Below are 23,839 nucleotides of genomic sequence, written 5' to 3' on the forward strand. Positions count from 1 at the left end.
ATGAGTTATGATTGTTTGCAACGTAACTGATGTCTGCTCGGGAGTCCGGCCCATGTCTCCTCTACAAGCCCTCACTGGCAATCCTCAAACCACCATGGCTGAAACCTCTGCGGCTCGTTTCGTGGCAATCGGGGGCAGCTTGCGGCCCAATTCCCTGACGTACCAGGCGCTGGAGGTGGCGCGGCGCGAGTTTGAGAAGTTGGGGATCCCGTTGCACATCCTCGATCTGCGGCAGATGAAGTTGCCCTTTGTGGATGGCTCGGAATCCTATGCAGATTATCCCGATGTGGCAGTCCTACGAGCAACCATGAAGCGGGCGGATGGGATCATCCTAGCCAGCCCGGAGTACCACGGCGGCATCAGCGGCAGCCTGAAAAATGCACTGGATCTGTTGAGTTTTGAGCAACTGGAGGGTAAGGTCTTTGGGTTAATCAGCGTTTTGGGCGGCGAGAGCAACAGCAATACCCTGAACCAGATGCGCTTGATTGTGCGTTGGGTGCATGGCTGGGTGATCCCAGAGCAAATCGCCATCGGTCGGGCTTGGAACGCTTTTGACGAGCAAGGCAATCTCAAAGACGAGAAGCTACAACAGCGCTTTCAACACTTTGTCCAGAGCTTGGTGACCCATACTCACAAGCTGCGAGGGATCCCAGTGGTGAAGCCTTCCTGAAATTACAGTCATTCCAAACTAGATTGAGACACTCTGATACATTTACGCTGAACACTGCTGAACATCACTGTTCAACTATGCAGCGATAGCATTCTGTTTGTTTCCAAACAGAATGGCGGTATCCCGCAAAGCTTTGAGTAGAATACCCAAAGCGCAGTTTCCGTGTCGTCTTACTACCAATTTTCTGCTTTGCTTTGGCTACCATGTTGGCAGACTCGAAAGTAAACAGAAAGATCAACTGGTAGTAATCCGTACTGAACATATTATACATTATTTTCAGTATAGTTGAGCTTATTATTGACTAGAGTCATGCTCCAAGCGTTCCGCGACCAACCCCAGGGAAGTTAGGAAGCCATGAAGGACGGCTGCAGACAGACTACACTGGGGCTGGGTGAGAGATGAAAACCAAATCTTTCACTGCGTCGAGGATGGGGCGAACGCCCGACGTCGAGAATCCCTGCCCCTTGGGGCGGAGAGTATGCCAAAGTTGTTCCAAACAGCAACAAGTCCGGGCTCTCTTCTTCTCACCTGTTGCCTCAGCGTTGCCCAGCAACAAATAAGGCTCAGATCCGACGGAGATCTGGCTGAGAGGGCATTGACTTGCAGAGGAACCCGCAGAATAGCTCCACACAGGTATGGTTCAGTCTGTTCCCCCTCATTCCGATAGAGCTGGGCCAATATCTCCCCTGGTGGCCCTGCAAGCAACCTTGCAGCAGATGCGGGAGCAGAGCGATGCCAACACCCTCGTTCAGCTCACGCTGGAGTATGTCAAGGCGGCGTTTGGGGCGCCGCTGATCTGGCTGGCCTTTTACGACTATCCAAATCACCAGTTGGTGGGTCAGGGGGGAGTGACCCTTCTTGAGGATCAAACCCTACTGCGGGCGGTGCATCCTCTACAGCCGGGGGAGATCCTGGAGCAGGTGGTGATCGAGCAGCGACCGATCAGCCTGCCTGACCTCTCTCAGGAGCCGCGCATGGGCATTTGGCAGCGGGAGGCCAGGCGACTGGGCGGGATCCAGGGCTGTTTCATTTATCCCTTCTCGGCCTACGGCCCGCTGTCGCGAACGGCAGTAGGACGGCGGCGCTGCTTGGGGATTCTGATGCTGGGATCCCAAATGTGGGGGGTTACCACCCGTGAGGACGAAAAGGCTCTCCTGGGGATTTTGCTGGGGCAGTTGGCAGCCTCTCTGCAGGAGTTGGAAAACGCTTGGCAGCAGCAGACCGAAAAGCGCCTTGAGGATCCACTCCTGAGGTTGGGAACGGCGATGCGCCAGGCGGGATCCCTGCAGGAACGGGTCAGCTGGGTGAAGCAAGAGCTACAGTCTTTCCTGGGCGCCGTCCACATTCAGGTGTATTGGCACGAGCGCGGCCAGGGTCAGTTCGTTCCCCACGGGAGCGTCCCCAAAGCTGTTCGCGACAGCGGGGCGGAGAAAGTCGGAGCAGGGCCAACAGGGGAGGTCAGCCTTTCGCTGCGGGAATTGGGGGACATGTACTACACCCTCGCCGATGGCCAGGTGGTGGTGGGCGGCACAGGGACGGCTCGCTCTGAGGTTCCCCCCAAGCTGATGCAGCAGTTGCGGGCCCAGGCCGTTTTGGCGGCCCCGATTTTGCTGGAAAAGGATCTGCTGGGGTTCATCTGGGTGCAATCGGATGTGCCCCGTACCTGGCAAGCCGCTGAGCGACAGTTGGTAGCTGCTGCCGCCAATGGGTTGGCCTTGGCTGCCCCCCTAGAAAATCTGGATCGCCGCATTCGCCAGTTGGCCGATGACCAAGAGTTTGTGCAACAGGTGGGCCGCTCGCTTTACAACCCGGCGGAGCTGCAACAGGCTCTCCAGCAAGCCGTTGTCGGCCTGGCCCAGCGCCTGAAAGTCGGTGCAGTGGCCGTGTTGACGGTGGATCCCGACAGCCCCATCCCCCGCCTCTTCTACGAGTACCGCAGGGAAGGCAAGCAGACTTTGCCACAGCAGCTCAGCCCTCTGAGCGACCAGGACTGGCAGGATCTCATGCGCAGCGAGGTGGTGGTGGCAGAAAACTACGACCAAGATCTGCGCCTGCTCTCTTGGCGGCAGGAACTGGCAGGGGTTCGTTCCTTGATGCTGACCCACACCGGGGTCGGCGGTACCGCCACCACACCTGTGGAAGGGCTGCTCTTGGTGTTGCATCCCCAGCTACGGACCTGGAGCCGGGAAGAGCGGCAACTGCTGCGGGGGATTGCCCAACAGGTGGGGGTGATCCTGCGGCAAATTCGGTCAGAACAACGCCGGCAACGACAAGAGCAATTGCTCAAGGGCCTGATCGCCACTTGTTCAACCTTGCCAAACTTGGCCACCTTGTCAGATCTGTACACCACTACCACTCGACAGACGGCCCAATTGCTGGGGATCCCTCTGGCGCTGGTGGTCAGCTGGCAGCCGGGGGAGAGCCGGGCTCAGCTCCAGGGGCCTTTTACTACCGCTGCCGGGACGGAGACCGGCCCTACCGAGATCGACCTGCAAGATCCCCTACTGGCCTACGCGCTGCAGTCGGCAGAACCTCTCCCGCTCACCCAGGAGCAGATCCCCCCTGCCAGCCGCACTTGGCTCAGTCGCGTCAGCGGTGCGGAGCACTTTGCTGCCGGCCTGGGATCCTGGCTGCTGGTGGCGCTGGGGGAGACAAACTCCTCGCAGGCGGGAGCTTTGGGAGTTTTGATCTTGGGGGCAGAAGCGGGCAAGGTTTGGGATCCCGACGAGCGGGCGGCTGTGATGCTGATCGCCCAGACCTGCGGCTGGACGCTGCGGCGCTTGCTCTGGATGCAAACTTTGCAAGAGCGGCAGGAGGTGCTCAGGGAGTTGAACTGGTACAAGCACCGCCGCCTGCTGGATATGCAGAATGTCCTTCTGGACAGCCTGCACCGCCTGGGTCAGGTGCCGGAGATCCCCGGAGACGAAGCCACCCGCTGGCAAAAGGTGGTGGAGATCGGCAGAGGGCTGCGGGATCTGACCGTCTCCACAAGGCCGTTGTTGCAGTCGGAAACTTGGCAGGTGCAGCCGCAGTCGCGGTCGGTGCCCTTGGCAACCTTGGTGCGCAAAAGCCTACGCCGAGTGGAGGCCCTGACCCAAAAACGCAAGTTATGGCCGCGGGCCCATGGGGACATGAGCCTTACCATCCAGGGGGATCCCGAACGACTGGAGATGGTGCTCTGGGAGGTGTTGACAGCCGCTATTTTGCGCAGCCCGGAAGAGGGGCGGCTGGATCTGTGGAGCCAAGCCAGCGTTCGCGACAGCGGTGCGGAGCACTTTGGGTATGCAGAGCTGCTGGTGGTGGATCAGGGCAGCTTCGACCCTCACCTGATGGCCGCCCTTCAGTTGGGGCCAGAGCAGGTGATCTACGCAGATCCTCTGCTCAAGTCGCCTCTATCGGTGAGTCCTGGTCTGGAACTCAGCCTGTGTCAACGGGTGGTGCAGCGGATGGGGGGCCAGCTCTCCTTTTACCTCTCTTCCGATGGGCGTTGTGTCTCTCGGCTGCTCCTGCCGATGGGCAGCGACGAGCCCCATCCCCCTGGGTAGGAAAAAGCTGTGTTGCCGGTCACCTTAGGGGGACAAGGTTCTGAGCAGCCAAAACAGGGGCAGTAGAGCCAGTAGGCCGCGATCCAGCCGCCGCAGTTGTAGGCGGTGCCAGCGCAGGGGATGGTCTGGGCCGATCAGCCCACGGGCTTGCATCGCCATGGCCGTCTGTTCCGCACGCAGGAGCAAGTTTTCAAAAAAGCGCTCCACCAAAGCCAGCAGGGTTTGCATCCCGCCCCGGAAACTCAGGGATCCCCAGCGCACATCCCGAGTTCGCACCGCCCGCGCCAAGTTTTGCACCTCTTCCATCACCAAAGGCAGAAAGCGCAGCGCCAAGGTGAGGGTGAGAATTACTTCGGCAATCGGCCATCTCCAACGCTTGAGAGGCTGCAACCATTGGCCGATCCCTTCGGCAATTTCTTCGGGGGCCGTGGTCAACAAAAACAAATGGGTGGCGTAGAGCAACGTAAAAATGAGGGTGCCCAGCCGCAGCGCCACCGATAGAGAACGGCGGGAGACCTGAAAGGTTCGTCCCAATAGGGAAAACTGAACCAGGCGGTAGCGATAAGGAGTTTGCCAGGCACGGGTTTGCGCCCGCCAGGCACGGTCTGGGGATCCCTGTTCTACGGCCAAGTCGAAGTGCCCTGCACCGCTAACGGGAACAGCGGGGATCCCGGTCAGCCCATAGCCCACCACCTGCATATCCTGCCGTTGCGGTTGGGGAAAAACCCCCAATCCATCCGGCGCCAAGCTGGTGATCCCAAAGGTGAGCAGGCTCAGGGCCAGCACCAGGGAGAGTTGGCCCGACCAAACCCGGCGCGGCAGACGGGCCGCCACAGTTAGCAGCAGAAGAGCCACCACCACGGCCAAGCGCCAACCATTGCCGGCCAAAATGGGGCTGAGGAGAAAGCTGAGCAGCCAGGCCAGCTTAACCCGCGGATCCAGGCAATGTAGCCAGGTGCGAGGCTCTTCCAGATAAATCCCTAACGGGGCATTGCGCAGAATATCCACAACAGTTGAGAAGGAAGCAGACTATACCCCTTAAAAGGGCGGGACCGAGAACTCCGTCCCCGTAGCGCGGTCGCAGCAGCGTTGCGGAGCAATAACAGCTGGCAGCAAGGGAGAGCTAGAGCCGTTCCACCAGACGGGTAGAGCCCGACTGGGCAGCGACCCATCCCCCGGGCGCGCCATCTCGCTCAATGCGCAGCCAGACGGGCACTTGTCCCTCACCGGCCTGCACCTCTACCACCCGCAGCAGGGCTTGGCGTGGGGCTGTCCCGACAATGGCTCCTGTCAGGCTGGGTTGCTGGCGAATGTTGATGCCATCGTTGGAGACCACCCGCACCTGTTGTACTCCTTGCCACTCCGCCAGAGGGCCGGTTAGCTCAGGCGGGGGAGTGAGTTCCGTCTGGCCGGGATTGTCGTTCGCGGAGGCGTCGCGTAGCGATATGTCAACCGGCGGCTGCTCAATTTGCACCTGGGGTTGCTCCAGCGGTGGTGCCGGCGGCGGCGTGAAGAGGCCCCGCAACATTTGCCAGATGACCAGCAGGGAGAGAATGCCCACACCAACTACCCCGGCCACTCGCGTCAGCGGTGCGGAGCCCAAACGAACGCCAGCGGGAAGGGCAGGACGCTTACGGGATCCCAAGCGGCTGCGGCGGTAACGTTCCACTTCCTGCATTCCGCTCACGCCAGCTCCCTCCCGCTGAGGGGAACGGTCTTGGGCGCGTTCGCGACAGCGGTGCGGAGCACTAGAACTCTCATCGGCAAGAGAAGAGACGCCTGCTTTGGGGGTGCTGCGGTAAGAGGGCAAATCCGAGAGGCGCGGGGGTTCTGGCACCCCCTGTTGCCAAGGGGCGGGTGGGCGATACAATTCCTGGGTTGGCTCAGGACCCACCACGGCAGGCAAATGAGGTGGGGGATGGGGGGCTTGTTCGCGACAGCGGTGCGGAGCACTGGGAGAGAGCATCCCTGCCGGCGGGTCTTCGCGGCTGGGCATTTCGTCCAGGTAAGCTTGTACTTGGGGGTTGTCGAAGTAGGCTTGCAACGTCACTTGGGCGGCTTCCAGACCGCGGAACTCCGGGAACACCTCCTCCTGAAACCATTTTTCTGTGAAGCGGCACAGACCCGGCAGATGGTCGGGAGAACCGGCGGAGTGTTCTTCGATAAACTGCAAGGCCTCTACTTCTTGGGTGGAGCGCAGATGGGCGAGCGCGTCTTCGGTCTGCCCCAGCAACAGACTACAGATGGCCTGCTCCAGATGCACATCCTGCCGCTGCGCCAGACGAGCCAGGTAGCCGCGAGCACGCCGCACCAGAGCCGGGCGGTTTTCCAGATAACCTGCCGCCAGCAACACCTGCACGGCCAAGTAGGCGGCCACCATCGAGGGACGCTCAGCCTCCCGCTCGAACAACTCCTGCTGTTCTTTGAGGGTGAGGTGGCGACGTACCCGTTGGATAAAGCGCAGGAAATCTTCGGTGCTGAGGCCAGAGCCATCTTGCCCCATCCCCTCGATGCCGCCCCGTTCGTCCAGCATGGCTTTGAGGAGAGCCAGTCCCTGCTGTCGCTCCCCGTTCCCATCAGCGGTGTGTCTTCCAGCTTGGGCGGGAGCACTTTGGCTGAGGAGTTGCAAAATGCGATAGGGACGCAGCTTGCCCAAATCGATACGGATCTCCGCTTGCATCTGCGGAAAGGCCTGATACTCCTCCAGCTCCGCCAAGCCCGCCTGTAGGGAACGCGCCGCCTCTTCGTAGGATCCCTGTTGCCAGGCTTCTCGACCCAGTTCCAGACGAGCGATGGCCCGCGCCAAAATGGCATCGGAACGAGCAGGGTGGCCCTGCTCCAACAGGTGTTGAGCCAAGTCCAACGCAGCCTGGTACTCTCCGGCTTCGCAATACAAGCACAGCACTCCCGGTAGGTGCGCCTCCTCCACCGTCAAGGTGGGATCCGTTGGCATGAGGTGTTCGTCGTAGTTTCGCCGTGCCTCAGGGTTAAGCAGCACAGAAGCTGCCTCTTGGATCATTTGAGCGCGAGCTTCCACAGCCTGTGGCGAGAACTCCAGCAGCCAGGAGCGCTCGCCCGGCTTGAGATCGATTCGCTCCCGGTATGCCTGCTCAATCTGATGCTCATCTGCCCGTGCCGACAGCATCAAAACCCGATAATAGTCGAGGGGCACCCGCACCGTCATGGTTTTTGTCCGCGCTCTCCTGTTCGTGCCAGCGGGACGGAGTCCTTGGACAACTTACCCGCATCGACTTAACTGTAGTCCTTTTCGTGGGTAAAAGGGATCCCCCCTCGGGAATCGCTGCTCCGCCCCTACCAGTTCCAGCTACCCGGCTCTCCTTTGAAAGGGCCTACGACCTTTGAGGTGATCCAACCGCCGTAGAAATCTCCGGGTTGAGGCCGGACTCGTTCTCCACCTACCCGGCACTCCTGCACACGGCCTGGATAAAAGGCAAGGTAGTCGCGGATGGGCAAAAACGCCGGGCTGGGATCCGGATAGCTCCAGGCGGCATCTACGGCTGTTTGGGATCCGACCTGAACTGTCCAGTAGCAGGCAGCCCCTTTGAACTCACAGAAAGAGGTGCGAGAGCTGGGGCGGAGATACTGCAGTCGAACGTCGGTGGGGGGAATGTAGTAGGTGGGCGGGTGGCTGGTTTCCAGGACGCGGTAGCAACGGCGGCTTTGGGCAATGAGCTCGCCATTGAAGAGAACTTCCACCAGTTCTGCGGTGGGCTCCAGACGAGGCGGGCGCGGATAGTCCCAGACAGATTCTTGTCCTGGATGAGGAGGAATGGGTTGGGGAGGCATGCGTCGATAGATTAATTAATCTAAAGCAGACGGGTGGCCTCTACCAGTTTGGCGTACTGGATCAGCAGCAAAGACTGTTGCTCCGGCAGCGGCTGAATAACCCCCTGCTGCTGCAGACGGCTCAGTACCGCCAGGGCTGTCTCCCGGCTAACTTGGCTGATATCGGCCAAATCCTGGGGGGGAGGGTAGACAATGCGCATCCCCTGGGGGGTCTTCTCGCCAAAAGCTTCCGCCAGTTGCACCAGCGTATGCACCACTCGCAGCGGGGGGCTCTGCTGGTCAAGATCCGCCTGCAAGTTGGCCAGGCGCAGGCGACGGGAGAGGCTGCAGGCCAGCTGGTAACACAGTTGCGGCTCCCGCAACATCAGCGCTTTGAAGGTTGCCGCCGGGATCCCGGCCACCCGCAGCGGGGTTAGGGCCAGCACATCTCGCGAGCGGGGAGCTTCGTCCAGTACCGCCATTTCCCCCACCCAAGCGCCCGGCCCCAGCAAGGCAAGGGTTTTGGTGCTGTCTTGCGCCCGCAAAGCCCGCCGCACCTTAGCCCAGCCGGCGAGGATCAGATAAACTACGCTGCCCCAGGCCTCTTGCATAAAGAGCGCCTGTCCCGCCGGGATATCCCGCAGCTTGACCTGGGATCCCAACCATTGCAAGGACGTTGCCGAAAGTTCGGCCAACATTGGCACCGCCTTGAGCTCGGAGAGAAGGGCAACAGGAGCATCGGAAGTCATGGCGGGTCGGACGTTTCACCATACCGCAAGCCCACTGTAGCCCAGTTACCAACTCAAGAGCTATCCTGCAATCCACCACCCCGCCATGTGCGCCAAGATCTAGTGAGGAGGTGGTCTTGCTGTGGAGTCTTGCTGGTATGGCCCTCAGAGCCTCTAGAGCTACCCTGCGGTTGAGGGTGGGGGGAACCCAAACTCTGCCATTTCGTCTGGGCAACAGAGGTTCTGTCTGGGAGGGGATCCCTCCGCTGTTGTTGTTAGAACTTATGGATGCCTATGGATGCTGCCCTCAGCGACATCAGTGGCCAGCGCTGGTCGGTCTTGGTGAAGAACGTGCCTGTGCGGCCCGAAAAGCTCGCTGATGTGGATCTGGTGCTGATCTGTCAGCAGGGATCCCAGCCCCATCGGGAGGCTTTTGCCGAGTTGATGCGTCGCCATCAGGCCCATGTGGACAAGGTGCTCTATCATCTTGCCCCGGACTGGCAGGACCGGCATGACTTGGCCCAGGAAGTTTGGATCCGGGCCTACCGCCACCTGAAACGCCTACAGGAGCCGGCAAAATTTCGCAGCTGGCTGGGGCGGATCGCCACCAACCTGTTTTACGACGAGCTGCGCAAGCGCAAACGACAGCAGCAGCCCCTTTCTCTGGATGCGCCGATTCAGATGCGGGATAGCGAGATGGAATGGGAGCTGCCCAGCGAGAGCCCCAGTCCCCATGAGCACCTCGCCACCTGCGAGTTCTACGAGCGATTGCACCAAGCCGTCCGCGACTTGCCGCAGGCCTTTCGCCAGACAATCCTGCTGCGGGAAATTCAGGGAATGGCTTATGAGGAAATTGCCGAGATCACAGGGGTGTCTTTGGGCACTGTTAAGTCTCGCATTGCGCGCGCCCGCGCCCGCCTACAATCCACCCTAAAACCCTACCTTAATGGTGAATGACCATGGTTCGCGGCAACCCCAACCCCGACCCCAGGGATCCCCAGCAAGAGCTGCCGGTGGTGGATGAGCGCTTTGAACAGTTGAGCGCCTACTTGGATGGGGAATTGTCGTCTCAAGAGGCGCGGCAGGTGGAAGATTGGCTGGCCAGCGATCCTCAGGCGCGGCAACTGTACAGCCAACTGGCAGCTCTGCAGGCCGGTTTGGCCAATCTCAAGGCCCCCACCTTGGATCCCATCCAGACGGAGCTGTTGATCAGCCGTGTGTTCGCTGAGCTGGATCGGCGGCCAATGCTCGACCTGGGCTGGCGGCGACGCAAGGGCACCCCTTGGGGACGAGTGGCAGCGGCTGTGGTGGCCTTGGCAGGGGCGGGCTGGGCGGGATGGCGTTGGTCTCATCCCCAGCCTTTGGTATCGCTGGAAGATCCGCCGGTGCGCGTGGCCATCGTGCCTGCCTCTGCTCGTGTTGCCCAACGCTATCTTTTCGAGACGGGGCAAAAGCAAGATGCCTACTCGATTTTGTTTGAGACAATCCCCAACCGTGGATCTCGCTCCGCCAACGCGACCAGGGCCGAGGTGGGCTGGGAATGACCTGAGCAGGCTTGAGAAAGACTGAGGAGCGCAGGGTGGAAAAAGCAGTTCGCTGGGCTTGTGGGCTAGGAGTCTGCCTTTGGCTATGCAGTCTGGGATCCCTGTCGGCCCAGGCAGATCCCAGCAGTAGCCATCTGGCAACGCCGTCCGCGCCGGCGGGACGGAGTCCGAAGCAGTTGCACTCCTCTCCCAGTGGACAGGAGCCTGCCCCCCAGCCCACAAACCTGCCTTCACCCGGATCCCGTCTCACCCCTCCGGTGGCTCGCCCTCAACCCCCCGCCCCCGATCAAACAGATCCATTGCTTTTTCCGGATTTCCCCCTCCTCAAGGAGTTGGATCCGCCCCCGCCAAGCTTGGCCGACCTGGGCATCCATTGGGATCGCTTGGCCCTGCTGCCGGATCCCGAGCTGGCAGAGGAAATGGATGTGGAGTTCAGCCGCCGCCTAGCCCGCCTAAACCGGCAAATTGCCGACCAACAAGAGCGCCTCTACCGCCTTTTGCAAACCTGGGACTCCGACGAGGCCGATATCCGCCAAATTCAGGCCCAACTGAGCCGGCTGCGGACAGAACGGGATCGCTTGGCCCTAGAGCACCTGTTGATGCTGCGGCAGTTGCAAGAGAACTTCGCCCTACCTCTACCCGACCGCTCGGCTGCCAGCTCTCCCTGAGGATCCCTTGGGTTCAGGCTATGATTGAGCAAGGGCAGACGCAACCCCCAACGGAGCTGAGCGATGGCCAAAGTGCCCAGCAACCCAGACATTGAGCAATTAGCTGCTGCCATTGGTAAAGAAGTTTACATCGATGTGGCCCGCTGGCATCTTTACCTGCGCGATGCCCACCTGCATACCCTTTTGGCGGAGCGACTGGCACCCCAGGTGATGGCAGGCAAGGTGGATGAGGACGCCGTCACAGAGATCTTGCAAGGGATCCCGGTGAAAGTGGGGGGTGGGCGCAAAGAATTGCCCCTGGCCGATCTCCTGCCGATGCAAAGCCTGCTTAACCTGCTGGACGTGCTGGAGGAGTTCAGCCGCAAATGGGCCCAATAGAGACCAATAGAGAAAGGTAGAGCGGTGCATCATCAGTCTAAACCTATGCGGCCCGGCCCCTGGCTCAAGCTCGGCAGCCTTATTCCGCTGCTCTGGCTGTTGTCGGCCTGTCAGGGAACCGAGTGGGGAGAACGGCTGGAGCGCGCTGTACGCCCAGTGGGCCCGCCCACAGCCCAATCCGAGCCGCTGGCACCTCCCTCGCCTCAACCTTTGCCGGGATCCATCCCACCCTCTATCTCGATCCCCACTGCTCCCGCCCCCTCTTCACCTCTGCCCAGCCCGGACAGCAGCCGCTTTACAGACTTGGAGCCCGGATCTCTGGTGGCCCGTTCGGTGGGATACCTGGATCGGTTGGGAGTTTTTGCCGATATCCCCGGCAGCGAATTTCAGCCGCAGCGCAGCGTTCGTCGCGGAGAGTTTGCCCGTTGGCTGGTGTTGGCCAACAACGCCATCCACGCCGATGAGCCCAGCCGGCAAATCCGCCTGGGATCCCCCTCGGAACGCCCCCTCTTTTTGGATGTGCCGGAGGAGGATCCCCATTTTCGCTACATTCAAGCCCTGGGAGCTGCTGGCTTAATTACCGGGGATGCCAATCGAGAGTTTCGCCCCAACAGCCTGCTGTCCCGGGCGGAGTTAATCCGCATGAAGGTGCCCCTGGACTTACCTCCCGGCCAGATCAAGGGATCCCGAGCAGAGCTGGAAGAGCGCTGGGGGTTTACCGATGCGGCGCAAATTCCTCCTGAAGCCATTCCTGCTCTGGTAGCCGATCGCAGCCTAGAGAATGCCTCCACCGTGCTGCGCACCTTTGGCCCCATCCGCACCTTCAACCCCTTCGAGCCGGTTAGCCGCGGGGAAGCCGCCATCGCCCTGTCGGCTTTTGGGGAACGAACGGCCCAAGACGCCATACCCCAGCCGCCAGCCTTGCCAGACCCAACCCCTGAGCCTCAGCCTTCTCCCCCTGCCGCAGAACCGCAACAAACGGCCTCTCCTGAGCCGGATCCCACCCCTGCCTCTCCCTCGGATGCTGCTGATGAGCCCCCTGGGCAGACCCGACCCAACCCCCCGGAAGTCGCCCCAGGAGAGGGTAGGATCGTCACGCCGGGTAAGCCCTAACCCTGAAGTGAGCGGGGATCCCATCGGCGTATACTGTCCAGGTTTTATCAGCAGATGGAACACCTCAGAGCTCCAGCAGGGATCCCTGCTACGGCTCTTACAAGGAGCAAAAGGAGCCATAACAATAAAAACTATCCCTAACTCCCTTCGGGAGAGGGGCTGTACAGCGCAGAGGACTTCCGCCCCCATTCCCCAGGCGGCTCTAGCTCTTGCCAGTCCCCTGAGCGCCCCTCTGCTGGGGAAAACCCTTGCCGCCCATAGCCTATAGAATGGGGGAAGCCAGCCTTGGAAAACCTGCAGGGATCCCAACTGTGTCCGCCATTGTTCCTGAAATCCGTTCTGCCGATCTGCTGCGCTACACCGTGATTGGGTCGCGGCGGCCCAGCGTGTACTTTTGGGCGGTGGCGCTGACGGGGGGAGGGCTGGGCTTTACCTTGGCCGGCCTTTCCAGCTATCTCCACCGCAATTTGCTCCCCTTTTCCGATCCCGCCAGCCTGGTGTTTATTCCCCAGGGCATTGCCATGCTCTTTTACGGGGTGCTCGGATCCCTGGCGGGGCTATACCAGTGGCTGAGTTTGTATTGGAACTTGGGAGGCGGCTACAACGAGTTCGACCGGCGCACCCAGAAGATAACTCTGGTACGGCGAGGCTTTCCGGGCAAAAACCGCGAAGTTCGTCTGGAGTATGACTTTGCCGAGGTGCAAAGCCTGCGGGTGGAGCTGCGAGAAGGCCTCAACCCCCGCCGAGCCATTTACTTGCGGGTGAAAGGACGTGGTGACATCCCCCTCACCGGAGTGGGCCAGCCTCCCCCCCTGATGGAGATCGAAAACCAAGCAGCCGAGATCGCCCGCTTTCTCAACGTCAGCTTAGAGGGCATTTGATTCCCTGGGGCATCATGCGCTGTGATCGCACCCTGATGGCCGCGTGAGGGATGTGTGCCCTACTACGAATAGGTGACCAACTACATTGCTGTAATCGGTGGGCGCTAATGCGGAGGCCTTGAAGAGATCCCGGATCCCTTTGGGGTGGGGAGACCCTCTTCTGGATTAGAGTCCTTTCAAATTAGTTCAAATTAGATTGAGACTAGGTTGAGACGCTCCCCAGGTGTTTCGCGCTGCAGCCCTTCTTCCAGAGGGAGAAATGACCATATCTGCACAAGTAAACTACCCGACTCCGACCGCTAAGCGGTACGGAGCGGGCTTTCAGCAGCCCTGAGCCTGCTTTGCTCTACCAGAGAACAAAACAGGCCCGAACCTCTAGGCTGGTTTACGACAGCCCCCAAAAGCGCAATCACATTCGCACCATTAAAGTCCGCATCCCCTTCCCATCCACAGTGTCCACACTTGAACGACTTACCACTGCGGTAGGATTGCGCAGGGTCGGGATGGATGTGCAGGCACTTGTGGCAGGTCTGGCTGGTGTAGGCGGGCGGCACCAGCACCACAGTCACCCCCGCAACTCTCGCCTTGTATTCCAGAAACTGCCTCAGTTGGTAGAACGCCCAACTGTTGGCCCGCCTACGCTCTGTCTTGCTGCGTGGCTGTTGATTGACCCTTTCCCGGATCCTCGTCAGGTCTTCCAGAGCGATAGCGCTGTTGGTAGCTTTTGCCCTAGAGACAACGGCTTTGGAGATGCGATGATTGACCCACGTTTGAAAGCGCCTCTCCTTGCCAGACAGCCGTTGCAACAGTTCTCTGCATCTGCGCCGCGAACTGCGTGTGCCCTTACTGGCTTTGCGTTGGAGTACCGCCCTCAACCGGGAGTAGTGGTCGCGGACTCTGTTCAACTGCTGTCCATTCCAGTTGTCCCCTTCTGAGGTATGAGCGATATCCGTCCTGCCCAAATCCACCCCGATCACCTTGTCGGTATCTTGTTGCTTGGGTGGCTTTTTCTCTACGCAAATCTGGATGTAGTAGGAGCCATCTTTGCGCTTGACCAGGGTGGCAGCTTTTGGGTTGGAACCAGCCAGCATTCCCCTCTGGTAGTTACCAATGACCAGTTCAAAGCGTTCTCTCCCTTCAACCGTGGTGAGCGACACCGTCCAGTCTTTTTGACGGAACGAAAAGATGCGAGCGTCGTAGGTAACAAAGCCGCTCTTAAACTCCTTGACGGGACGCTTTTTCTGCTTAGCCACTTTGCGGGAACCCGCTACCCGTCTGCACACCTGTTGAGCCAAGTTACTGGACAAGCCAAACCGGGCTCGAGTCTCGTAGTAGCAAAGGGATTGCAGTTTGACCGCGTTGACGATCTTCTCCGGCGTGTTCTGGTTGACCCAATTCAAGGCTTGGCCAAAAGCCTCCAAAGTCGCGTCCAATTTGGCGGCTTGCGACGGGGACACCTTGAGCTTGCAGGAGACGGTCAGGACTTGGGTCATGGTTCTATTGTAACCTCGCATTCCTCCCGGCACTGACCCTACGGGTACAGTGCGGGGCTCCTGCGCTAGTAAGCTGAAGCGCGTGCTGCCGAGCGTCGCTTTTTAAAACCTCGGGATGGAGAGCATCTCAAAAACTAGCCTTCGCCAGCTTGAGGAGAGGAACCCAGGGATCCCTTGACTGCCACCTGAAGGCTCGCCGACTCCGGAATGAATGCCTGTGCAGTCGGGAACCCCAAGAAGGGGCTTTGCTCTACCGCCTGGGTGGAGAGGGTAAAGAGGGGATTGGAGAGGATCCCGGCAAAGATGGTGGCCACCAAAGTGAACACCAAGCCCACCCGCAGAGCCTGCATGCCTTCCGCCTGCCAGTTGGTCTCGGGGTAATTCCGCACCGAAACCGACATCTCTTGCGGCTCTTTCACCACGATGGTTTTCACCACCCGCACGTAGTAGTAGATGGAGATGACGCTGGTGACCAACCCCACCAACACTAGGGTATAGGCCCCTGCCTGCCAACCGGCCCAGAACAGGTACAACTTGCCGAAGAAGCCTGCCAGAGGGGGCAACCCACCCAACGAAAGCAGACAAATGCTCAAGCAAAGGGTGAGGAAGGGATCCTTTTGGTAGAGGCCGCTGTACTCGCTAATTTCATCGGTGCCGGTCTTCAGGCTGAACAGGGTGATGCACAAAAAGGCCCCCAGGTTCATGGCCAAATAGACCATCAAGTAAAAGATCAAGCTGGCATAGCCTGCCTCGGTGCCCGCCACCAAGCCAATCAAAACGAAGCCCGCCTGTCCAATGGAAGAATAGGCCAGCAGCCGTTTGAGGCGGGTTTGGGCAATGGCCACCACATTCCCCAGCACCATGGTCAAAATGGCCAGCACCGAGAGCACCGCCCGCCACTCTTCCGTCATGGCCGGAAATACGGTGGCCAGAAAGCGCACCGCCAAGGCAAAGCCTGCTGCTTTGGATCCCACTGACAAAAAGGCCACCACCGGCGTTGGGGATCCCTCGTAGACATCAGGAGTCCACTGGTGGAAGGGCACCGCCGCCAACTTAAACCCGATACCACCAATGCAGAGGACCAAAGCGATGATCCCTGCCAAGCCGGCATCCCCCATGGATGAGGCGATGGCTTCCAGCTTCGTTTGCCCGCCCGAAAGGCCATAGAGTAGGGACATGCCGTAGAGGAAAATGGCCGTGCTGCTGGCCCCGATCAAGAGATATTTCAGGGCTGCCTCCGAAGAACGGGGATCCCGCTTGGTATAGCCGGCCATCAGGTAGCTGGCGATGCCCAGCGTTTCTAAAGATACAAACACTAGGATCAAGTCCGTCGCCCCGGAGAGGAACATGCCCCCCAAGGTGGCCGTGAGCAGCAACACATAAAACTCGCCTGTGGGGGCTCCCGACTGGGCGATGTAGCGTTCTGCCATCATCACCGTCAGCACCGCCGTCCCCACCACCAGGCCACGGAAGAGAATGCTGATGGGATCCGCCGCAAAGCTGCCCAAGAAGCTCTCCAACTGGGGCTGCTGCCACTGCAACACCAAGGTCACCAAAGCCCCAATCAAGCCAAAGATGGAGAGGGCCGGAAGACTTTTGCGCGCCGCCGAACCACCGACCAAATCCACCACCAAGACGAGCAAGAGGGTGAGGGTAACCACCACTTCCGGCCAAATGGCACCGGCATACAGGTTTCCGGTTGGGGCAAAGACATCCATAGGAGAAGACTATGAAGAGAGATTAAGGGGATCCACAGCCAGCATACCGCGATTTCTGGTCTCTCTCCCCGCTTCAGGCATCTCTTCTCCCAATCGTCTCCATCAGCGCTCTCAATCTACAGGCTCAGTAGAGCTTGGCGCTGGAGGTGAGCACCAACTTCAGGCGGGCGTGGATCAGATCCAAGTCCGCCAGCCCCAGGTCGATCTCCCCATCGATGACGATGCCGGTGTGGATCAGGCGATCCAACAGTTCCAGCAGGGATCCCTCGCGGTGGGGTTGTCCGGGGTAGTAGTCCCCCTGGCGGGGCAGGAGGGTGCCCAGATCTCCGAGATCCAGGTTTAAATCCGCCGGGTCGATCTCCAACAGGCTGCAGATTTGTCGAATTTGCTCCCGCAGGGCCTGTAGGCTGCTGCCGGCCCGCTCAATCTGCTCTGCAGAAAGGCGCTCGGCCTCCATTTGCCGCACCACCTGCGCCTCCATCAACTGCCGCAACAGCTCCACCAAGGTCAGCACCAGAGAGGCCAAACCAGCTTCCGGGCGTTTCCGGCCAGGGGTGGGCCGAGCCTGGCTCAAGTCTTCCGAGCTGGCGGGACTGATAGAAAAGCGCGGCGGGGGAGAAGGGGCAATCCAACGGTCAAAGGGCTGGCAAAGCTGTTCCAGGCTGAGCAAATGGAGACGGGGATCCCGCGCGACTTCTTCCCTTTCCTCCGGCAGGTTGTAGCCCCAGTCGGCCAAAAACAAGAGAACCTGCTCCAGCTCCGGCACCCTCTGCACCTGGCGCAGCGTTTGCAGGCGATCCTCCACAAACCACAGCTCCTCAGCCGGCAGTTGGGCGGCAGCCAGTAGCCGCTGTAAAGTGGTGGCCTTGGGGGCGCGCACCTCCTTGCCCAGAATGCGGTGGCGTGGCAGTTGGATCCCTGCTCGGCCCAAGAGCTGCTGGATGAACCGTCCCTCTTTGGTGCTGAGGATGGCCAAGCGCGGCTCCCCTGCAGCCTGAACCTGGCGTAGCCAAGCCGCCACCCCCGGATAAAACCGGTGCAGCCCCAGCCACCCCTGCAGATCCTCTGCAATCCAACGATCCCGCACCCGATCCAATGCTTGGATTAGAGAGAGGGCAGGGATCCCTGACTGCTGCAACAACTGCTGACGCCAGCCCGGCCAGTCTTGGCGCAAGTCCTCCTCCCGGATCCCTTCCTGTAGCCCCCACAACAACAGAGGCATCTCCCAGCCGGTCTCGATCAGCGGGCGCAGACGGTCAAAAGCAGGACGCAGCGGCTCTAGCTGAGCAGGAGCCAAGCCCCACACCTGAGCACAAACGCGGCAGGAAGAGGCAAAATACTCCGCCCGCCCATCGCAGAGCACACCATCAAAATCCAGAACCAGAATGCGGGGGGACATTCGCCGGGGCCTAGCGAACTCCATACCTGAGTCCCCCTGAGGGCAAGTTGCAAAAATGGGGCCAGAGGCCAAGTTAATTTAACCAAACTGTTCCACCCGATTGGCCCAACCTAATTGGATTCCAAGATGCGAACCGACTTGATCTCCACCGGTTTCAGCGGGCGATCCTGGGGGCCGGTGGGAGCCGTTGCAATTTTATCCAACACATCCTCTCCCTCGATCAATTGCCCGAAGATCGTGTAGTTGGGAGGCAGCGGATAGTCGGCGTGCATGATAAAAAACTGGCTGCCGTTGGTGTTGGGGCCAGCATTGGCCATCGCCAAAGTGCCACGGCTGTAGGGACGTTGCACCGGCTCATCGGGAAAGCGGTAGCCCGGCCCACCCCGCCCTGTACCCGTGGGATCCCCACCTTGGATCATGAAGCCCCGAATCACGCGGTGAAAGATGACACCATCGTAGAAGTGGTCGTTGGCCAAAAAGACGAAATTGTTGACGGCGAGGGGAGCTTCTTGCGGGAACAGCTCCAGAACCATTGTGCCGGCGGTGGTCTCCATCGTGGCCGTGTAGGACTTGGCCGGGTCGATCACCATCGGGGGGGGATTGTTGTAGGTTTTCACGGGTTTGCCCAAGTGTTGTGCCAGGAGCAAATCGCGAGAAGAATGCGGGCGGGCCAAAACAGGGAGAGCACTCAACCCCACCCAAAGCACCACCATCAGCACAGCTAACTTCACCAGGCTGGCCAACTTAGATCGCGCACGCACAATTCTTGCAGGAAAGCTCCATCCCCATCGTACCAGGATTCTGTCCTAGCCTAATTTTCCCCGGACTTGGATGGAGGCTTGGCTCGCCGCACCAGCCAATAACTCACCGAGAGGGCCAACGTCGCTGCCCCCAAGCCAATGAGCTCCAACCCCCCTAGCTTCTCGAAATCGAAAATGATGATCTTGCGGGCCACCGCAATCAAAGAGGTGACGATCACCAGCTCCACCTGCACCACCTGCTTTTGCAAGTAGGCGGTAATGTTCTCCAGAATTTCCAGCGCAATCAGAATATTTAAAAAGAGGCCGAAGATCTCGATTAAAGTGGTGGAGAAAAACCCAGTTGGCTCGGTCAGCAAATCTGCCACCAAGAACCGGGCCAAGTCCACCACTGCTACTGTGATTAGCCCGATCATCAAAATTGACAGTAGCTTCGAGATCAGGCTTTCCAGGCGGGTGATGGCCCGCAAAAAGGGATCCTCCTCTTCTGTCTCGTGGGGATTGTGCAACAGCCACTTGAGAAACCGCATCGCCAACCCCGACAGATCCAAACCCTTATGTCCTGATCCTGAGACAACATTATCCGTCCCAACCGTCTTGCCGGGAAGCAGGCAGGGATCCCTTGGGGCGATGATTGCGACACCGCTCAGAACAGTATTTCACCTCCGACCAACAGTCGGCCCACTTTTTGCGCCAGGTGAAGGGTCGCTGACAGGTGAGACAAATCTTGCTGGGCAAATCCGATTTCTTCCGTTGGCGTGGCATGGTGCACTGCAAAACAAGGTCAACTCTGTAGTCAGTTTAACAAACCTACCGGATGCTGACCGTTACCATCACGGGGGTGCTTGGCCTGCGCCCCACCTTAGCAAAAGCTGAAGTCTGAACCTAGAGAAATCGAGTAGCCTCTTGAAATCCGGCGAGATCTCTGCCCTGTGTCTGCAGGGAGCTGGGTTTGCTGAAGGGTCAACCGGTTCTGTCCTGTATCCAAGCAAAGTTTCCAACATCCGCTTGTGGATGTGAGTTTGTATGAAGTCTCAACCGAATGGGATGGATGTAGCTGTTCAGAATTGTCCCCCCCCACCGAAACGGGTTGAGGTACGGCTCAGCAAACCCGGCAATCGAGCGACCCAAGCCTCGCTGTCGGGAGACTCGGTGGGCGTATTTTTGCGGGAAATGGCTCGCTACCCACTCCTCAGTGCCGAGCAGGAAGTGAAATTGGGGCGGCTGATCGCAGAGGGGGGAGCCGCCGGGGAACGGGCGAAACGGGAATTGGTTAGGGCCAACCTGCGCTTGGTGGTCTCGATTGCCAAAAAGTATTTGAATCGCGGTGTGCCGTTTCTGGATTTGATTCAAGAAGGCACCATTGGCCTGATCCGAGCCGCAGAAAAATTTGAGTACGAACGCGGCTACAAGTTTTCCACCTACGCCTACTGGTGGATTCGCCAAGGGATCACCCGCGCCGTTGCCAATCAGGGGCGCCTGGTGCGGATCCCGGTGCACATGGTAGAAAAGCTCAACCAGGTGAAGCGGATCCGGCGAGATCTGACCGAAGCCCTAAACCGTCGCCCCACCCAAGCAGAGATTGCCAAAGCTCTGGAGATTTCCCCCGACAAGCTGGACGCTCTCTTAACCCTCTTGGAAGCCGGTCGCCAAACTCTTTCGCTGCATACTCCGGTCGGCAAAGAGGAAGATACGGAGCTGATGCAGCTTATCGAGGACGCCAACAGCCTCACTCCCGAATCCCAAATGGACTTGTACCTGCTGTCTGCCCAACTGGAAGAAATGCTGGAGCAGCTCAGCCCCCGAGAGCAAGAAATCCTCAAGCTCCGCTATGGGCTGAAAGATGGCCACCTGCACACTCTCTCCGAAATTGGTCAGCTCTTCGGCCTGTCTCGAGAGCGCGTCCGACAAATTCAAGCACGAGCCATGCGCAAACTGCGCCATCCACGCCGCCAGGAAATTTTGGCAGATTGGATGACCTCGTTTTAGGCAGTAGGCCACGGCTGCTCCACAGGCGAAACTCAGGATTCCGCAGCAGTTTATGTTCAGCAAAGCTCTGCAGAACCAGGACCAGAGGCGTGCCCCCACTTTTGGACAAGGGATCTGTCAACTAGCCCATCTTCTGCAACTGCAGGGGGTGAGGCTGAGGGCGGCTGCGCAGGGCAGCTTCGATCAACCCCAAAAAGAGGGGGTGGGGGCGGTTGGGGCGGGAGCGAAACTCCGGATGGAACTGGGTGGCGATGAAAAAGGGGTGGCTGGGCAGCTCGATAATCTCCACCAAGCGGTTATCCGGCGAGACTCCGCTGATGATATAACCAGAGTCCAGAAAAAGGCTGCGGTAGGCATTGTTAAACTCATAGCGATGGCGGTGCCGCTCGTAGATGATGGCCTCACCGTAGAGCTTGGCCGCTAGGGTATTGGGCATGATGCGACAGGGATAGAGGCCCAGCCGCAGGGTTCCCCCCAGATCCTCTACATCTTTCTGCTCCGGCAGCAGGCTGATGACAGGGTGGGGGGTATCGGGATCAAACTCATAGCTATTGGCCCGCTCCAGATGGGCAATGTGACATCCCCAGTCGATCACCGCGCATTGCATGCCCAGACACAGGCCCAGAAAGGGAATGCCCCGCTCCCTCACGTAGCAAATACTGGCCACTTTGCCCTCGATGCCGCGATTGCCAAACCCCCCTGGCACCACCACTCCATCCACGCCGGAAAGCAATGCCTCTGGTCCCCGCTCTTCGATCTCCTCAGAAGAGATCCAGCGCAGCGTGACGCCGGCATTGAGGGCCAACCCGGCATGGCGCAGGGCCTCGGCCACCGAAAGATAGGCATCCGTAAGGCGCACGTATTTGCCGACAATGGCAATCTCCACCTGCTCTTGGGGGTGGTGCAGCCGCTGCACCAGGAGCTCCCACTCCCGTAGGTCGGGCTGCTGGGGATCCAGGTTGAGAATCTCCAGAACCCGCTGCGCCAACCCCTCCTGCTCGAGCACCAAAGGCACATCGTAGATACTGGGGGCATCCTGAGCCTGAATCACACATTCCACCGGCACATCGCAAAACTCGGAGATCTTCTCCTTGATCCCGCGGGGCAATGGCTGTTCGCAGCGGCACACCAACACATCTGGCTGGATGCCAATGGAGCGCAGCTCCTTGACCGAGTGCTGGGTGGGCTTGGTTTTCATCTCCCCTGCCGCCTTGATCAAAGGCACCAGGGTAACATGCACATAGGCCACGTTGGCCCGGCCCACGTCCTTGCGAAATTGGCGAATGGCCTCCAAAAAGGGCAGAGACTCGATATCCCCCACCGTGCCCCCCACCTCCACCAGCACCACGTCGGGGTTGGTCTCGCGGGCCACCCGCCGGATGCGCTCTTTAATCTCTTGGGTAACATGGGGGATCACCTGCACCGTGCTGCCCTGATAATCCCCCCGCCGCTCTTTGTGGATCACCGCCTGGTAGATGGCGCCGGTGGTAACGTTGTTGAGCTTGGACATGTTGGTGTCGGTGAAGCGCTCGTAGTGGCCCAAGTCCAGGTCCGTCTCGGCGCCATCGTCGGTAACAAACACTTCCCCATGCTGGTAGGGACTCATGGTGCCGGGATCCACATTGATATAGGGATCCAGCTTCAAAATCGACACCGTGTAGTTGCGGGATTTGAGCAGGCGACCCAAGCTGGCCGCTACAATGCCTTTGCCGATGCTGGAGACCACTCCACCGGTGACGAAGACAAACTTGGTCATAGCTTGGATCCCTTCCCTTTTGCCTTTTGATTATGCCAGGGATCCCTCAGCGCAGAGAGCGGATGGGGCCGTTGTAGAGGATGGTGGTTTGAAAGGTGCGCCTGTCCACCCGCACCTGGGTTTCAATGCTGGGCTGGACAAAGCCGGGCTCTCCCCCCCGGAAGGTGAAGATCCAGGCGTCTTCAAACTCTTCAAACGGCGAGTCAATGGCTGCCCCGTGCATGGAAGCTTCGGCGCGATAGCGCTGTAGGCCCCCATTGGCGATCTCGGCAGCTTGGCGGGCCAGGTTTTTGGCGCGGTTGAGATCGCGGAAGTAGCGGCTGATCTCCTCAAAACTCCCCCTGGGCAGCGGTCGCTGGGGAGCAGGGGTTGCCGGCACAGGTCGGGGATCCGGCACAATGGGCAGGGTGGGAATATCGGGACTGGGGGGCAGCGGGGTTTGGGAAGGTTCGGGAAAGAGGGGCCTAATCCCCTGGGTCTGGGCGGGCAGCGAGGATCCCCAGAGCAGCGCTCCGGCCAGGCAGAGAGGGAAAAGGGATCTCATAGGCAGTTCCTCTACCAGTGAGTGATCTAGCTGGAATCACTACTCTACTGAGCCTCTCTCCCCAACAAGCAGAGGAAAAAGCCTGGTTGCTGTTTCCCAAGGCAGCTAAAAGAGGGAGGTCGTTGGCGCAAGGGGGACTGCCCACCTGCTGACGGTTGCTAGCATGCGGGAGGAGACCGCCTCGCAGAAGTTGCCATGGAGTTCATCGATCTTGCCGAGACGGGGCTAAAACTAAGCCGCGTGGGGCTGGGCACCTGGAGCATGACGGGGGATTGGTGGGGGCCAGCAGATCCTGAGGAGGCCTACGCCACTCTCCGCAAGGCCATTGACCTAGGCATCACCCTCTTTGACACCGCTCCGGCCTACGGCCGCGGCCTTTCGGAAGTGCTTTTGGGACGGGCCATCCGGGATGCCGGCTGCCGGGATCGCCTAGTCATTGCCACCAAGGCCGGCCTGCAGTGGGTCAACGGCAAGGTGGTGCGCAACTGCAGCCTCAGTTGGCTAGCTCAGGATTTGGAAAACTCCCTCCGCCGCCTGCAGACGGAGGTCATTGACATCTACCAGGTACACTGGCCAGATCCCCTAGAGCCCCTGGAGGAAACAGCCGCCTTTTTCCAGCGCCTGCTGCAGGAAGGCAAGATCCGCGCCATTGGGGTCAGCAACTTTTCCCCAGAACAGATGGATCGGTTTCGCCAGGTGGCTCCTCTGCACACCGCCCAGCCCCCCTACAACCTGTTCGAGCGGCAGATTGAAGCAGAGGTCTTGCCCTACTGTCGAGAGCATGACTCTAGTCAATAATAAGCTCAACTATACTGAAAATAATGTATAATATGTTCAGTACGGATTACTACCAGTTGATCTTTCTGTTT

General features: G+C 59.6%; 22 protein-coding genes. 10 read left to right on the forward strand and 12 right to left on the reverse strand.

Annotation, left to right across the window (positions count from 1 at the left end):
• Positions 1 to 94: 94 nt before the first annotated feature.
• Positions 95 to 670: an NADPH-dependent FMN reductase gene (locus ACVW0B_RS09745; RefSeq protein ID WP_041437310.1), complete on the forward strand. Its 576-nt coding sequence runs from the start codon at positions 95 to 97 to the stop codon at positions 668 to 670.
• A 635-nt stretch (positions 671 to 1,305) separates the two neighbouring features.
• Positions 1,306 to 4,215, forward strand: a complete 2,910-nt coding sequence (locus tag ACVW0B_RS09750; protein ID WP_457491569.1) for a GAF domain-containing protein — start codon at positions 1,306 to 1,308, stop codon at positions 4,213 to 4,215.
• 24 nt (positions 4,216 to 4,239) lie between these two features.
• On the opposite strand, the gene ACVW0B_RS09755 is transcribed toward ACVW0B_RS09750, so the two are convergent.
• The 4 genes from ACVW0B_RS09755 to ACVW0B_RS09770 all read right to left on the reverse strand — a co-directional run bounded on the left by ACVW0B_RS09755 (position 4,240) and on the right by ACVW0B_RS09770 (position 8,750).
• A complete protein-coding gene (locus tag ACVW0B_RS09755) occupies positions 4,240 to 5,223 on the reverse strand; it encodes an energy-coupling factor transporter transmembrane component T family protein (RefSeq protein WP_457411127.1) in 984 nt (327 codons plus the stop codon).
• A gap of 115 nt (positions 5,224 to 5,338) precedes the next feature.
• Positions 5,339 to 7,399 carry an SH3 domain-containing protein gene (locus tag ACVW0B_RS09760; protein WP_457491570.1) on the reverse strand — a complete coding sequence of 687 codons (2,061 nt, stop codon included), beginning with the start codon at positions 7,397 to 7,399 and terminating at the stop codon, positions 5,339 to 5,341.
• Positions 7,400 to 7,527: 128 nt separating this feature from the next.
• Positions 7,528 to 8,022 carry a DUF427 domain-containing protein gene (locus ACVW0B_RS09765; RefSeq protein ID WP_457491571.1) on the reverse strand — a complete coding sequence of 165 codons (495 nt, stop codon included), beginning with the start codon at positions 8,020 to 8,022 and terminating at the stop codon, positions 7,528 to 7,530.
• A gap of 20 nt (positions 8,023 to 8,042) precedes the next feature.
• Complete coding sequence (locus tag ACVW0B_RS09770) at positions 8,043 to 8,750, reverse strand: Crp/Fnr family transcriptional regulator (RefSeq protein WP_457491572.1); 708 nt, start codon at positions 8,748 to 8,750, stop codon at positions 8,043 to 8,045.
• 273 nt (positions 8,751 to 9,023) lie between these two features.
• Between ACVW0B_RS09770 and ACVW0B_RS09775 the strand changes: the two genes are divergently transcribed.
• The 6 genes from ACVW0B_RS09775 (at position 9,024) to ACVW0B_RS09800 (ending at position 13,313) form a co-directional block, all read left to right on the forward strand.
• Positions 9,024 to 9,686, forward strand: coding sequence for a sigma-70 family RNA polymerase sigma factor (locus ACVW0B_RS09775; protein WP_414343224.1), 663 nt, complete (start codon positions 9,024 to 9,026; stop codon positions 9,684 to 9,686).
• Between the two features lie 2 nt (positions 9,687 to 9,688).
• On the forward strand, positions 9,689 to 10,273 hold the full coding sequence (locus tag ACVW0B_RS09780; protein WP_457491573.1) for an anti-sigma factor family protein: 585 nt from the start codon (positions 9,689 to 9,691) through the stop codon (positions 10,271 to 10,273).
• A 35-nt stretch (positions 10,274 to 10,308) separates the two neighbouring features.
• Entirely contained in the window at positions 10,309 to 10,941 is a 633-nt protein-coding gene (locus tag ACVW0B_RS09785) for a hypothetical protein (RefSeq protein ID WP_457491574.1), read from the forward strand.
• A 63-nt stretch (positions 10,942 to 11,004) separates the two neighbouring features.
• A complete protein-coding gene (locus tag ACVW0B_RS09790) occupies positions 11,005 to 11,319 on the forward strand; it encodes a DUF3181 family protein (protein WP_011433076.1) in 315 nt (104 codons plus the stop codon).
• Between the two features lie 45 nt (positions 11,320 to 11,364).
• On the forward strand, positions 11,365 to 12,432 hold the full coding sequence (locus ACVW0B_RS09795; protein WP_457491575.1) for an S-layer homology domain-containing protein: 1,068 nt from the start codon (positions 11,365 to 11,367) through the stop codon (positions 12,430 to 12,432).
• A 311-nt stretch (positions 12,433 to 12,743) separates the two neighbouring features.
• The gene (locus ACVW0B_RS09800; protein WP_457403169.1) at positions 12,744 to 13,313 is read left to right on the forward strand and encodes a photosystem I assembly protein Ycf4; all 570 of its coding nucleotides are present in this window, start codon (positions 12,744 to 12,746) and stop codon (positions 13,311 to 13,313) included.
• A gap of 299 nt (positions 13,314 to 13,612) precedes the next feature.
• Here the strand turns inward: ACVW0B_RS09800 and ACVW0B_RS09805 are convergent, their stop codons facing one another.
• From ACVW0B_RS09805 to ACVW0B_RS09830, 6 genes are all read right to left on the reverse strand, one after another.
• Complete coding sequence (locus tag ACVW0B_RS09805; protein WP_457491576.1) at positions 13,613 to 14,806, reverse strand: RNA-guided endonuclease InsQ/TnpB family protein; 1,194 nt, start codon at positions 14,804 to 14,806, stop codon at positions 13,613 to 13,615.
• A gap of 134 nt (positions 14,807 to 14,940) precedes the next feature.
• Positions 14,941 to 16,524 carry an NAD(P)H-quinone oxidoreductase subunit N gene (locus tag ACVW0B_RS09810; RefSeq protein WP_457491577.1) on the reverse strand — a complete coding sequence of 528 codons (1,584 nt, stop codon included), beginning with the start codon at positions 16,522 to 16,524 and terminating at the stop codon, positions 14,941 to 14,943.
• 124 nt (positions 16,525 to 16,648) lie between these two features.
• Positions 16,649 to 17,923 carry a gas vesicle protein GvpJ gene (gene gvpJ / locus ACVW0B_RS09815; protein ID WP_457491578.1) on the reverse strand — a complete coding sequence of 425 codons (1,275 nt, stop codon included), beginning with the start codon at positions 17,921 to 17,923 and terminating at the stop codon, positions 16,649 to 16,651.
• A gap of 110 nt (positions 17,924 to 18,033) precedes the next feature.
• Complete coding sequence (locus tag ACVW0B_RS09820; protein WP_414356714.1) at positions 18,034 to 18,513, reverse strand: peptidylprolyl isomerase; 480 nt, start codon at positions 18,511 to 18,513, stop codon at positions 18,034 to 18,036.
• A 221-nt stretch (positions 18,514 to 18,734) separates the two neighbouring features.
• On the reverse strand, positions 18,735 to 19,211 hold the full coding sequence (locus tag ACVW0B_RS09825; RefSeq protein ID WP_457384368.1) for a phosphate-starvation-inducible PsiE family protein: 477 nt from the start codon (positions 19,209 to 19,211) through the stop codon (positions 18,735 to 18,737).
• A gap of 49 nt (positions 19,212 to 19,260) precedes the next feature.
• A complete protein-coding gene (locus tag ACVW0B_RS09830; protein WP_041437321.1) occupies positions 19,261 to 19,446 on the reverse strand; it encodes a DUF2256 domain-containing protein in 186 nt (61 codons plus the stop codon).
• Between the two features lie 261 nt (positions 19,447 to 19,707).
• Here ACVW0B_RS09830 and ACVW0B_RS09835 point away from each other — a divergent pair, with 261 nt between their 5' ends.
• A complete protein-coding gene (locus ACVW0B_RS09835; protein WP_457491579.1) occupies positions 19,708 to 20,670 on the forward strand; it encodes a sigma-70 family RNA polymerase sigma factor in 963 nt (320 codons plus the stop codon).
• Between the two features lie 121 nt (positions 20,671 to 20,791).
• Here ACVW0B_RS09835 and ACVW0B_RS09840 read toward each other — a convergent pair whose 3' ends face one another.
• Together ACVW0B_RS09840 and ACVW0B_RS09845 are read right to left on the reverse strand one after the other, a co-directional pair.
• Complete coding sequence (locus ACVW0B_RS09840) at positions 20,792 to 22,426, reverse strand: CTP synthase (protein WP_457491580.1); 1,635 nt, start codon at positions 22,424 to 22,426, stop codon at positions 20,792 to 20,794.
• A 46-nt stretch (positions 22,427 to 22,472) separates the two neighbouring features.
• The gene (locus tag ACVW0B_RS09845; RefSeq protein ID WP_414382123.1) at positions 22,473 to 22,970 is read right to left on the reverse strand and encodes a hypothetical protein; all 498 of its coding nucleotides are present in this window, start codon (positions 22,968 to 22,970) and stop codon (positions 22,473 to 22,475) included.
• A 195-nt stretch (positions 22,971 to 23,165) separates the two neighbouring features.
• On the opposite strand from ACVW0B_RS09845, the gene ACVW0B_RS09850 reads away from it, so the two are divergent.
• On the forward strand, positions 23,166 to 23,768 hold the full coding sequence (locus ACVW0B_RS09850) for an aldo/keto reductase (protein ID WP_457403462.1): 603 nt from the start codon (positions 23,166 to 23,168) through the stop codon (positions 23,766 to 23,768).
• The last annotated feature ends 71 nt before the right edge of the window (positions 23,769 to 23,839 follow it).

The organism is Thermostichus sp. MS-CIW-23, from assembly GCF_054059455.1.

Bases quoted from the DNA above. Each gene is read 5' to 3' on its own strand.
- ACVW0B_RS09745 (WP_041437310.1), top strand. From the start codon at position 95: ATGGCTGAAACCTCTGCGGCTCGTTTCGTGGCAATCGGGGGCAGCTTG.
- ACVW0B_RS09750 (WP_457491569.1), top strand. From the start codon at position 1,306: ATGGTTCAGTCTGTTCCCCCTCATTCCGATAGAGCTGGGCCAATATCT.
- ACVW0B_RS09760 (WP_457491570.1), bottom strand. From the start codon at position 7,399: ATGACGGTGCGGGTGCCCCTCGACTATTATCGGGTTTTGATGCTGTCG.
- ACVW0B_RS09765 (WP_457491571.1), bottom strand. From the start codon at position 8,022: ATGCCTCCCCAACCCATTCCTCCTCATCCAGGACAAGAATCTGTCTGG.
- ACVW0B_RS09770 (WP_457491572.1), bottom strand. From the start codon at position 8,750: ATGACTTCCGATGCTCCTGTTGCCCTTCTCTCCGAGCTCAAGGCGGTG.
- ACVW0B_RS09775 (WP_414343224.1), top strand. From the start codon at position 9,024: ATGGATGCTGCCCTCAGCGACATCAGTGGCCAGCGCTGGTCGGTCTTG.
- ACVW0B_RS09780 (WP_457491573.1), top strand. From the start codon at position 9,689: ATGGTTCGCGGCAACCCCAACCCCGACCCCAGGGATCCCCAGCAAGAG.
- ACVW0B_RS09790 (WP_011433076.1), top strand. From the start codon at position 11,005: ATGGCCAAAGTGCCCAGCAACCCAGACATTGAGCAATTAGCTGCTGCC.
- ACVW0B_RS09795 (WP_457491575.1), top strand. From the start codon at position 11,365: ATGCGGCCCGGCCCCTGGCTCAAGCTCGGCAGCCTTATTCCGCTGCTC.
- ACVW0B_RS09805 (WP_457491576.1), bottom strand. From the start codon at position 14,806: ATGACCCAAGTCCTGACCGTCTCCTGCAAGCTCAAGGTGTCCCCGTCG.
- ACVW0B_RS09810 (WP_457491577.1), bottom strand. From the start codon at position 16,524: ATGGATGTCTTTGCCCCAACCGGAAACCTGTATGCCGGTGCCATTTGG.
- gvpJ (WP_457491578.1), bottom strand. From the start codon at position 17,923: ATGTCCCCCCGCATTCTGGTTCTGGATTTTGATGGTGTGCTCTGCGAT.
- ACVW0B_RS09820 (WP_414356714.1), bottom strand. From the start codon at position 18,513: ATGGTGATCGACCCGGCCAAGTCCTACACGGCCACGATGGAGACCACC.
- ACVW0B_RS09825 (WP_457384368.1), bottom strand. From the start codon at position 19,211: ATGCGGTTTCTCAAGTGGCTGTTGCACAATCCCCACGAGACAGAAGAG.
- ACVW0B_RS09830 (WP_041437321.1), bottom strand. From the start codon at position 19,446: ATGCCACGCCAACGGAAGAAATCGGATTTGCCCAGCAAGATTTGTCTC.
- ACVW0B_RS09835 (WP_457491579.1), top strand. From the start codon at position 19,708: ATGAAGTCTCAACCGAATGGGATGGATGTAGCTGTTCAGAATTGTCCC.
- ACVW0B_RS09840 (WP_457491580.1), bottom strand. From the start codon at position 22,426: ATGACCAAGTTTGTCTTCGTCACCGGTGGAGTGGTCTCCAGCATCGGC.
- ACVW0B_RS09845 (WP_414382123.1), bottom strand. From the start codon at position 22,970: ATGAGATCCCTTTTCCCTCTCTGCCTGGCCGGAGCGCTGCTCTGGGGA.
- ACVW0B_RS09850 (WP_457403462.1), top strand. From the start codon at position 23,166: ATGGAGTTCATCGATCTTGCCGAGACGGGGCTAAAACTAAGCCGCGTG.